Source organism: Paraburkholderia sp., from assembly GCF_034668105.1.
In the GTDB taxonomy this organism is placed as follows: Bacteria; Pseudomonadota; Gammaproteobacteria; order Burkholderiales; family Burkholderiaceae; genus Paraburkholderia.
Map to the genome: position 1 here is coordinate 1 of NZ_JAXDPY010000166.1, position 9716 is coordinate 9716.

At 63.8% G+C, this 9716-nt stretch carries 8 protein-coding genes and 1 pseudogene; 4 read left to right on the plus strand and 5 right to left on the minus strand.

From position 1 onward, the window contains the following. From QOC89_RS07820 to QOC89_RS07830, 3 genes and pseudogenes are all read left to right on the plus strand, one after another. Nucleotides 1-197 (plus strand): annotated as a pseudogene (locus QOC89_RS07820) (EF-hand domain-containing protein); the annotation flags it as partial. A 267-nt stretch (nt 198-464) separates the two neighbouring features. Further along, nucleotides 465-1178 (plus strand): response regulator, encoded by a 714-nt coding sequence (locus QOC89_RS07825; RefSeq protein ID WP_179738126.1) that lies wholly within the window; start codon nt 465-467, stop codon nt 1176-1178. Beyond that, nucleotides 1175-2566, plus strand: coding sequence for an ATP-binding protein (locus tag QOC89_RS07830; RefSeq protein ID WP_323044504.1), 1392 nt, complete (start codon nt 1175-1177; stop codon nt 2564-2566). Before QOC89_RS07825 ends, QOC89_RS07830 begins: the two co-directional genes overlap by 4 nt. Here QOC89_RS07830 and QOC89_RS07835 read toward each other — a convergent pair. The 5 genes from QOC89_RS07835 to QOC89_RS07855 all read right to left on the minus strand — a co-directional run bounded on the left by QOC89_RS07835 (nt 2511) and on the right by QOC89_RS07855 (nt 7823). After that, nucleotides 2511-2777: a hypothetical protein gene (locus QOC89_RS07835; RefSeq protein WP_323044505.1), complete on the minus strand. Its 267-nt coding sequence runs from the start codon at nt 2775-2777 to the stop codon at nt 2511-2513. The genes QOC89_RS07830 and QOC89_RS07835 overlap by 56 nt on opposite strands. 168 nt (nt 2778-2945) lie before the next feature. After that, a complete protein-coding gene (locus QOC89_RS07840; RefSeq protein WP_323044506.1) occupies nt 2946-3293 on the minus strand; it encodes a DUF1634 domain-containing protein in 348 nt (115 codons plus the stop codon). After that, nucleotides 3290-4180, minus strand: coding sequence for a sulfite exporter TauE/SafE family protein (locus QOC89_RS07845; RefSeq protein WP_323044507.1), 891 nt, complete (start codon nt 4178-4180; stop codon nt 3290-3292). Before QOC89_RS07845 ends, QOC89_RS07840 begins: the two co-directional genes overlap by 4 nt. Beyond that, a complete protein-coding gene (locus tag QOC89_RS07850; RefSeq protein ID WP_323044508.1) occupies nt 4177-4923 on the minus strand; it encodes a GntR family transcriptional regulator in 747 nt (248 codons plus the stop codon). Before QOC89_RS07850 ends, QOC89_RS07845 begins: the two co-directional genes overlap by 4 nt. Nucleotides 4924-5105: 182 nt before the next feature. Continuing rightward, the gene (locus QOC89_RS07855) at nt 5106-7823 is read right to left on the minus strand and encodes a response regulator (protein ID WP_323044509.1); all 2718 of its coding nucleotides are present in this window, start codon (nt 7821-7823) and stop codon (nt 5106-5108) included. Nucleotides 7824-8271: 448 nt separating this feature from the next. On the opposite strand from QOC89_RS07855, the gene QOC89_RS07860 reads away from it, so the two are divergent. Continuing rightward, nucleotides 8272-9498, plus strand: coding sequence for a DUF2252 domain-containing protein (locus tag QOC89_RS07860; protein WP_323044510.1), 1227 nt, complete (start codon nt 8272-8274; stop codon nt 9496-9498). Nucleotides 9499-9716 lie beyond the last annotated feature (218 nt).

The window sequence follows — 9716 nt, forward strand, 5'->3', positions numbered from 1 at the left end:
AACGCACGGCGCAACAACTGCAAACGCGCTTTGCGAATGCCAATACCACGCACGACGGCAAGCTCACCCGGGAACAGGCGGCCGCCGGAATGCCGATGGTCGCCAGGTATTTTGACGAGATCGATACGCAAAAAGCGGGCTACATCACCTTGCCGCAGATCGCGGCATTCATGCAGGAACGCGGGGCAGCGCACTGAGTCGCGCGGGCATCGGCGGGATCGTAAGTTCCTTGATGGCCCCGCGCGATGAAACCCGCTCCGTGCTGCCACCGGAGCATCGCCTGCGCGCCGATCGTGTCAATGAGCGCGCGCCATTTGCCTGGCATTGCGGTATTTTCGGAGATACCCGCTTTTACCTGGATCGCCGTGCTGTTCATTCCGTCGTTGCCGGTGCTCTCGCAGTGCCAGGCCGAACGGCACGCGCGCGGCCTGCACCGCCCGACGCTTAAACCGAGGAGCTTTCGTATGGATCGCCCCGCCAAAATCATCGTGCTCGACGACGAAGCCGAACTGCGCAACATGCTGCAGCGTTTCCTTCGCAGCCATGGATTCGAGGTGCGGATCGCGGAGGACGGCAAGCGGCTCGACCGTTATCTGGAGCGCGAGCCGTTCGATCTGCTGGTGCTCGATCTGATGATCGGCGAAGAGGACGGCCTCGAAATCTGCGCCCGCTTGCGTGCCCAGGGGCAGACGCTGCCGATCCTGATGCTGACCGCGAAAGGCGATCCGCTCGACAAGGTGGCCGGCCTCGAAACCGGCGCTGACGATTACCTCGCCAAACCGTTCCTGCCGCGTGAACTGGTGGCGCGGATCAACGCGCTGCTGCGTCGCCAGAAGATTGCTTCGGGTGAGCTCACCGTGACCTCGCAGAGCGTGCGCTTCGGCGATTTCAGTCTCGATGTCGGCAAGCAGCAGTTGTCGCGGGCCGGCGAACTGCTGGAGATTCATTCGGCGCAGATGCTGTTGCTGGTCGCGCTGGCTTCGTCGCCGAACCGGCCGGTGAGCCGTGACAATCTGCTGGCGCGCGCCCGTGGCCGTGAGCACGATGCGCTCGATCGCAGCATCGACGTGCAGGTGCTGCGGCTCAGGCAGATCGTCGAGGACGACCCGTCGAAGCCGCGTTTCATCAAGACCGTGTGGGGCGTCGGCTACATGCTGATCGCGGACGTCGACTCATGATGCGCTCAATGCTGCAAAAGGCACTGCCGAAAACGCTGTTGGCGCGCAATATCGCTCTCCTGATCGTGCTGGTGATGCTGAGCCAGATCTGCTCGCTCGGCGTGTTGCTGCACTACGTTCAGCGCCCTCGAGTCGAACGGGCGGCCACCGTGTTCGCCACCTACGTGACGACGCTCGACAGCCTGCTTCAAGCTACCCCGGCTGACGCGCGCGCCGGCTTGATCGCACGTCTGAACGGACGCGCGGAGCTGCCTCGCGAGGCCACCCTCGAAGCGCCACGCAGTGTGTTACGCGCCTATCGCAGCTATCAGCGCAACGTGTTTGTAGAGAGCTTGCGCGCGCATCTGCCTGCCGACATGCCGGCGCGCTGGCAGTTTGAAGGCGGTCAACGCTTGTGGATTCGCATGCACGCGCCGGCCGACGCGCCGCACATGCCGTACTGGATCGCACTGCCGATTCCCGAGGACGCGCAAGGCGCCGGGCTCGACGCCGCGATCCTGTTGTCGCTCGGGTTGGGCGCCCTGGCGGCGCTAACCGGCTACGTGATCCAGCGCCACCTCAACCAGCCGCTGCAGCAATTGACGCGGGCGGCGCGCCGCGTGAGCGCCGGCGAAACGCCCGCGCCGTTGCCGACCGACGGCCCTGCCGAGATCGCCGCGGTGAGCAACGCTTTCAATCAGATGACGCAGACGTTACAGCAAGCGGAGGCGACGCGCGCGCTGATGCTGGCGGGCATCTCGCACGACATTCGCACGCCGCTTACCAAATTGCGGCTCTCGATGGCCATGGCGATGCCGGATGGCAGCGACAGCAGCTTTGCGGTGGCCGCGGAGTCATACCTGGATCAGATCGAGACGATCTTGCAGCAGTTCATGGATTACGCGGGCAGCGGCGAGCGCGAGGCAGCGGAGCCTGGCGATCTGAATGCGTTGATCGAACGGCTTGCCGGCGATTTCGCGGGACTCGGGCATGAATTTGCGCTGTCGCTCGCGGTATTGCCCGCTGTGGCCTACAGGCCGATCAGCATGATGCGTCTGCTGATGAATCTGATGCAGAACGCGATCGTGTATGGCGGCACGGGGCTCGCTGTACGCAGTTGGGCCACCAGCGAAGCCGTATACGTCGCGGTCGGCGATCGTGGCAAGGGGCTTTCAGCCGAGGAGCTGGCGCAGCTGAAGGCGCCGTTTCAGCGCGGCCGCAATGCTCGCGCGCATAGCGGCGGAACCGGGCTGGGGCTGGCGATTGTCGAACGGATCGCGCGGCTGCACGGCGGCAGCCTGCAGTTTCATGCGCGCGACGGAGGCGGGTTGGAAGTGTGGGTGGTGCTGCCGCTCATTTCCGTTCCAGCCACGCATCCAGCCCCACGCGGAACGCCACGCCCGCGATAACCGGCACGGTCAGCATGAGAATGATGCCGAAGTTGGGAATCTGGTCGCCGTACATGATCGGACCGTACAGAACGACTGTCGCAACGATCGCGAAGACCACGACGCCGACCGCAACCATCATCAGATTGCGCGACACTATGGACAGATCCTTGCGCTTTGCCTGGCCCGGCTTGGCGCTGGCAGTGGGGACTTCGTCGTGTTGGACGGGCATGATGGTTCTCGTGACTGAAGAAGTGCCGCGCAAACACGGCTGCAAATGCGACTTCAAGACGCATGACAAAACGCAACCACAACATGCGCTACCAGGCGTGCGGCGTTGAGTCGAACGCCGACTCGTGCGCGACGGGAATCATACCCGGGGTTGTTCGCGCCGCACACATCAAGCTGCACCGACCAGCAAGCCCGCGGCGACGATTGCCAGCACGAGGGCGGTGATCGCGCTGAACCGGTAGTCGCGTTGATGCAGGAACATCCCTAACATCAATATAAGCCGCATTATCGGCAGCAGGATGAAAAGCGCGATGCCAACGGTCACGATATGCATGCCGGTCGGCGTTGAAAGCAGTTCGGGGTGAGTCCGCGGGCCGGGTAGTGCGCTTTCAAAACGGCCTGGCAGCCCAATCGCAAGGCCGCTCGCAATCGTGACCGTTGCCACCCATGTGCCGTAATGCAGGAGCCGCGCAAGCCAGCGTTCGAGCCGTGCGCCGGTCGGCGCGATGCGGCTCATGCCGACGCTCCGGCAATGTGAATGCCGAATGCCTCGAGCAGCATTTGCACGGCGAGTAAGGCGAGCACCACGACGAAGAGCACGCGCAGCCTGTCATTCGAAACGCGCATGAGGATGCGCGCGCCGAGCACCGCGCCGACCACCGATCCCAGTGCCACTGGCCCGGCGATGGCGGTCACGATTTCACCACGCAGGAAGTACGCGCCGGCGCTGGCCGCCGCCGTCACGCCGATCATGAAGTTGGACGTGGCCGACGAGACCTTGATCGGGAGGCGCAGCGCCGTATCCATCGCTGGAATCTTGAGCACGCCGCTGCCGATGCCGAGCAGCGCCGAAATCAGTCCCGCTCCGTACATCAGGGATAAAGCCAACGGTACGCGTTGCACGCGATAGTCGACGTCGCGGCCGAGCGCGCGATCCGGATAACTCGAATTCAGACGCAACGCCGTGCCCCACGAATACGCGGCCGCTGCGTCGGCGCCGTGGCCGGCGATTGGATCGGCGCGCCGGGCGAGCATTTGCCGGGCGGACAGCAACAGAATGGCCGCGAAAATGAAAAACAGTGCGGGCACGGGAATGAGTCCGCTCAGCAACACGCCGGACAGTGCGCCGAGTGTAGTGGCGGTTTCCAGCACCACGGCGAGGCGCACGTTGGTCAAACGCCCGCGCAGGAATGGCGCTGCGCCGCCGCACGAACAGGCGATCACCGAAACGATGCTGGCGCCGATCGCCAGGTGAATATCCAGGTGACCGAACATGGTCAGGATGGGCACGATAAAAATGCCGCTTGCCATGCCGAGCATGCCGCCCAGCATGCTTGCGCCGAGCGACACCGCGAACAGCCACAGCGTGTAGTGCAGATCCATTGCGGCCGCCGCGCCGGTCATGGGGCGGTCGGCTTGCGCCGGGCGAGACGGGTGACGAACTGGATCTGGTCGCCGCGGTAGTAGAGCTTTTCGTAGTCGACCGGACGGTTGTCGTTGCAATACGACGTGCGCTCGATCAGGAAAATCGGACTGCCCGCGTCGACCTCGAGGGCTTGCGCAACGGCTTCGCTCGCGGCGATCGCCTCGAGCCGGTATTCGGCTTCGACGAGCGGAATGCCGTACTTCTCTTCGAGCAGGGTAAAGATCGGCTCGGCCTCCAGATCGTTTTCGATGATCTTTTCGCCGATGTCTTTTGGCAGCCAGGTTTCGTCGAACGAAAGCGGTGTGCCGTCGGCGATGCGCACGCGCTGGATGTGGACGACCGGCGTGCCCGGTTCGAGCGCGAGCTTGCCGGCGACGGCGTCGCTGGAATTTTCGATCCGCCTCGCCAGCAGCCGGGCAGTGGGATGCCGGCCGTGCGCACGCATATCCTCGACGAAGCCGCTCAGTTCGGTGAGCGGCTGAGTGAGGCGCGGCTGGGTGACAAAGGTGCCTTTGCCGCGGCGGATTTCGATCAATCCGCGCGCAATCAGGTTCTGCACCGTTTTCTGCAGGGTGGTGCGGCTGATGCCGTAGCTCGCCAGCAGACTCGCTTCGTTCGGCAACTGCGTGCCGGGCGGATACGTGCCGTCCTCGATCCGTGCCGCGAGGACCGCTTCGACTTGCGCGTAGAGGGGGAGTTGACTGGTGCGATCGGTGCTCATCGGGGACATCATGACGTCATGATGTGTTGGTGTCAAGGCACGAGTTCGGCCATGGCGCGCGGGATTGCGCGGCGCAACGTATCTGACGAGCACGCGTTACTCGAAACCTGACCCACACAAAGCTGTCTCCCCGCCAGGGGGCGAGGAGTTCACACGCCGACTCCGGAAGGCACGTGCCGCGCCTAGCGCTGCGGTTCCGTGCACGTGAGCGTGGAAGCCGCCTCCGAATGATCGAGCCACTCCGCGAGTTCATGTCGTAATTGCGCGATGTCGAGTGGTTTGCCAAGCAGCCTTGCGCCGGGGATGGGCTCGCCGATCTGGGCGTTCCTGCCGTAGCCCGATACCAGCAACACGCGAATGTCCGGCTGCTGGCGCAGCACCGTGCGCGCGAGGTTGTCGCCCGACATGCCGGGTAACGTCAGGTCCGTGAACAGGATGTCGAAACGTTGCGCGGGCACGAGCGGCAGCGCTTCCTCGGCGCTTGCGACCGCGGTGCAAGCGAGACCCAACGCGCCGAGCAGGTCACTGAGCGCGTCGCGCGAATCGGCATCGTCTTCGACCAGCAGCACGCGCGCTGGTGTGCTGGATGGCTGCGATGGCCGGCTCGCGAGGGAGTCCGCCAACGAATCGGTCGAGGCGTCGGCGAGCGGATTCTGTTCCGAAGCGCCTGGCTCGTACGGGCCTTCACGCGGCTCCGGCACTTTGGAGACACTGGCTGGGTCGTAGATCGTGCGTGGCACACAAGGAGCAATTCGCCCATCGCCGATGCCGGCCGCAGCGGCGCCGCCTGCGCACAATACGCTGCGCACCTTGCGCGCCAGATCGTCGCGCCGGTAAGGCTTCGAAAGTAGCGTAATGCCGGCGTCGAGCTTGCCATGATGAACGATCTCGTCGCGCGTATAGCCCGAAGTGAAGAGCGTGGGCACGGAAGGTGAGCGTGCTGCCGCGCGCTGCGCCAGTGCCACGCTTTTCACCTGGCCTGGCATCACGACGTCGGTAAACAACAGATCGATCGGCACATCGCTATCGATGAACTCGAGCGCCGCGTCGCCACTCGATGCAGTCAGCACCTTGTAGCCAAGTTGCGCGAGCATTTCGACGGCGGTCAGGCGCACATCCGCATCGTCCTCGACGACCAGAATCGTCTCGCCGCCGCCGCCCGGCGTCGCGGTTTGATCGACTGTTTCGGCTGTTTCCGGCTCGCAGCAGCGCGGAAAGAACAGCGACACGGTAGTGCCGCGTCCCACTTCGCTGTCGATCACCGTATGGCCGCCGCTTTGCCTGACGAAGCCGAACACCATGCTCAGGCCGAGGCCGGTGCCATGGCCGTCGGGCTTGGTCGTGAAGAACGGTTCAAACACGCGCTCCAGAATGCCGGGCTGTATGCCGGTGCCGGTATCGGTCACCGAGAACACCACATATTCACCCGGTGAGAGCTCCGGCTTGCCGCGGCAAAACACCGGGTCGAGCACGCGGTTCGTCGCGCATACGGTGAGCGTGCCGTCGGCTTGCATCGCGTCGCGCGCATTGATCGCGAGATTGAGCAGCGCGTTTTCGAGTTGATTGCGGTCGGCCTGCACATGCCACAGGTCGTCGCTCAACTCGGTTTCGATCTTGATGGTCTCGCCGAGCGCGCGGTGCAGCATCTCGCTCATGCCGGCCAGCAAACGGCGCGGATTCAGCACAGTAGGCGAGAGCGGCTGGCGCCTCGCGAAGGCGAGCAGGTACGCGGCCAGTTTCGCGCCGCGTTTGACGGCATCCATCGCGGCGGACAAACGCCGCAGCGTGGCGGGATTGTCGTCGGCATCGGCGGCGAGCATCTGCAGATTGCCGTTGATCACCTGCAGCACATTGTTGAAGTCGTGCGCGACGCCGCCGGTGAGGCTGCCGATCGCTTCCATCTTCTGGGCCTGGCGTAACTGCTCTTCGGCGAGCGCGCGAGCCGCGACCGCGTCGGTGACGCGTTGTTCCAGCGTTTCGGTCAACTGACGCAGCGATTGTTCGGCGATCTTGCGTTCGTGAATGTCGATCAGCACGCCGGGAAAGCGCGTCGGTTCCCCGTGTTTGTCGAACTCGCACTGGCCGTTCGCCTGCACCCACATGTAATCGCCATCGGGCCGGCGAATCCGGTACTCGGCGCGAAACGGCTGGCCGGGGCGCAACGCTTCGGCCGTCATGCGCTCCATGAACGGCTGGTCGTCCGGATGGATCATTTGCGTCGCGGCGTTGAGCGGGATGCCTTGCGCGGCCTCTTCAAGCGAAAGGGAAAACGTGCGCGCAAAACGTTCGTCACCCGTGACCGTGCCAGTGCGCACGTCGAGCACCCACGTGCCGAGCACGGCGCCGGTATTGAGCGCGAGTTGCAGCCGTTCGTTGGTCTCGTGCAGTTCCGCTTCCGCACGTTGGCGCCAGCGTTCGGTCAGTACGCGCGTGGTGGTTTCAACGACCATCGCGAGGACCCCTGCGGGTGCGCCGCTGTCGTCGGCGACCGGACTGTAGTAGAGGTCCATCCAGACGTCTTCGGGCTTGCCGTCGCGCAGCAGGACCAGTTCCTTGTCGCGATACGACAGCGTGCCGCCGGCGAGACACGTGAGCATCACGTGCCGGTTGAATTCGGCGACTTCCGGCCAGCCCCGTTCGACCGGACAGCCGAGCAGATACGGATGCCGTCCGCCCGCGAATACCGCGTAGGCGTCGTTGTAGATCATGTAGCCGGGTTTGCCCCATAGAAGCACGAGGGGCACGGGCGAAGCGAGCAGCATTTGAACGGTGGCGGTCAGACTGCGCGGCCAGCTTTCGATGGTGCCGAGGTCGGTGGCAGCCCAGTTGAAATCGCTGATGCGCCGCGCCATTTCCCCGTTCCAGCCGGGGCAGCCGTGATCATGTGCCGGAAATGGCATTGCTGCGCTCCACAGAGGTCACGTCGATGAGTATGTCCCCACTCTGCCGACGCGCATGACGCGCGTAGATGTTCAGCAGGAGGCGGGATGAATCTTCTAGCGTGCGCCGCAGGCGCGAAGCAGCCGTGCGGCAGCAACGAATTGTAGGCCACAACGCCATGCTGCTGACCGGCTGACGTGGGATTAGCGTTAGACGCAAGACGCGTAGAGCGGATTTGGCAACTTTTACCTGACATGGTCGAGTTGTGCGTTGCATAGGGGAAAGAACAGCGCGGGGATTAGCGCTGCGTTGCAACTTCACTTCTTTGGTGCCCCTGAAGCCGATGTGCCGGGTCGAGGATGTGGCCGGGCGTGATTCGTGCTGTGCGCATGTGTTCGCTCGCGCCAAGGGGTGCAGGGTGGGATTGGCGCCAGGCCGGATTTGAACTTCAATACACGCGGACACACGATGCCCAAGAAAGTCATCACACGAAACCAACTGCCTAAGGCGGACGCACGCCAGGCGATCTTGACCACGCGCCGCAACGCGAGAATGGCGCGCTCGGCACACGCGTATGTGCGCGGCAACACGAGCAAGTTTTACGAATGGCTCGATGCAATGGAGAGCCACGCGTTGCCCGAAGGTCCGGCGATCTGGATCTGCGGAGATTGCCACAGCGGCAATCTCGGGCCGGTTGCCGATGCGCAGGGGCGCGTCGAGATTCAGATTCGCGATCTGGACCAGACGGTGATCGGCAACCCCGCGCACGATCTGATCCGCCTGGGTCTGTCGTTGGCGACGGCCGCGCGCGGCTCGGACCTGCCTGGCGTGACGACTGTGCGCATGATGGAAGCGTTGGCGGACGGCTACGAGCGTTCTTTCGACGAGGCGGCCGGTGAAGCCGACATTTATGAGGAGAAGCCTGAGGCGGTGAGGGTGGTGATGAAGGAGGCGGTGCGCCGTTCGTGGCGTCATCTGGCGGAGGAACGGATCGAGGATCTCGAGCCGAGCATTCCACTGGGGCCGCGCTTCTGGCCGTTGGCGAAGAGCGAGCGGCGCGAGATCGAGGCGTTGTTCGAGAAGAGAGCGCTGGCGCGACTCGCGACGGTGTTGCGCGGGCGTGGCGAGGACGCGGATGTCGAGGTGCTCGATGCGGCGTACTGGATCAAGGGATGCAGTTCGCTGGGGCGCTTGCGATATGCGGTGCTGCTGGACATCGACGGTGCGGCGGCGGAGGGTGACGATCTGTGCCTGATCGACATCAAGGAAGCCGCGCAGGCGGCGGCACCGCGATATGCTGGTGTGCGGATGCCGCGGGACAACGCTGAGCGGGTGGTGGAGGGGGCACGGCACTTGTCGCCTTCGCTTGGCGAGCGGATGCGGGCGGCGCGCTTATCGGATCGCGCGGTTGTGATACGGGAGTTGCTGCCGCAGGATATGAAGTTGACGATTGAGCAATTGACTCGCGATGAGGCGATGAAAGCTGCGCGGTTTCTGGCGTTAGTAGTGGGGAAGGCGCATGCGCGGCAGATGGATGCGGGGGGACGCAAGGCGTGGCTTGCTGAGTTGCGGAGGAATCGGTCGAAGACGCTTGATGCGCCGGGGTGGCTTTGGACTAGTATTGTCGAGCTTGTTAGTAGCCATGCGGCTGGGTATTTGGAGCATTGTCGGAGGTATGCTGGGGAGGAATGCTAAGGGTTTTGGTTTTGCCTGCGGCGGTTGGTTTTTTTAGTGGTTTTTTTTGCCTGCGCGGCGCTTTGTCTGGATGCCTGCGGTGTTGGCCTTTCCTTGATTTGTTATTGGTCTATTAGCGTCGCCCCTGTGCGGGGCAGGCACCTACTTTTCTTTGCCTGCCGCAAAGAAAAGTAGGCAAAAGAAAGCGGCTCAAACCGCTAACTCTTAAGCGGGTCCCC

Coding starts and splice junctions, on each gene's coding strand:
- QOC89_RS07825 (WP_179738126.1), top strand. CDS start 465: ATGGATCGCCCCGCCAAAATCATCGTGCTCGACGACGAAGCCGAACTG.
- QOC89_RS07830 (WP_323044504.1), top strand. CDS start 1,175: ATGATGCGCTCAATGCTGCAAAAGGCACTGCCGAAAACGCTGTTGGCG.
- QOC89_RS07835 (WP_323044505.1), bottom strand. CDS start 2,777: ATGCCCGTCCAACACGACGAAGTCCCCACTGCCAGCGCCAAGCCGGGC.
- QOC89_RS07840 (WP_323044506.1), bottom strand. CDS start 3,293: ATGAGCCGCATCGCGCCGACCGGCGCACGGCTCGAACGCTGGCTTGCG.
- QOC89_RS07845 (WP_323044507.1), bottom strand. CDS start 4,180: ATGACCGGCGCGGCGGCCGCAATGGATCTGCACTACACGCTGTGGCTG.
- QOC89_RS07850 (WP_323044508.1), bottom strand. CDS start 4,923: ATGAGCACCGATCGCACCAGTCAACTCCCCCTCTACGCGCAAGTCGAA.
- QOC89_RS07855 (WP_323044509.1), bottom strand. CDS start 7,823: ATGCCATTTCCGGCACATGATCACGGCTGCCCCGGCTGGAACGGGGAA.
- QOC89_RS07860 (WP_323044510.1), top strand. CDS start 8,272: ATGCCCAAGAAAGTCATCACACGAAACCAACTGCCTAAGGCGGACGCA.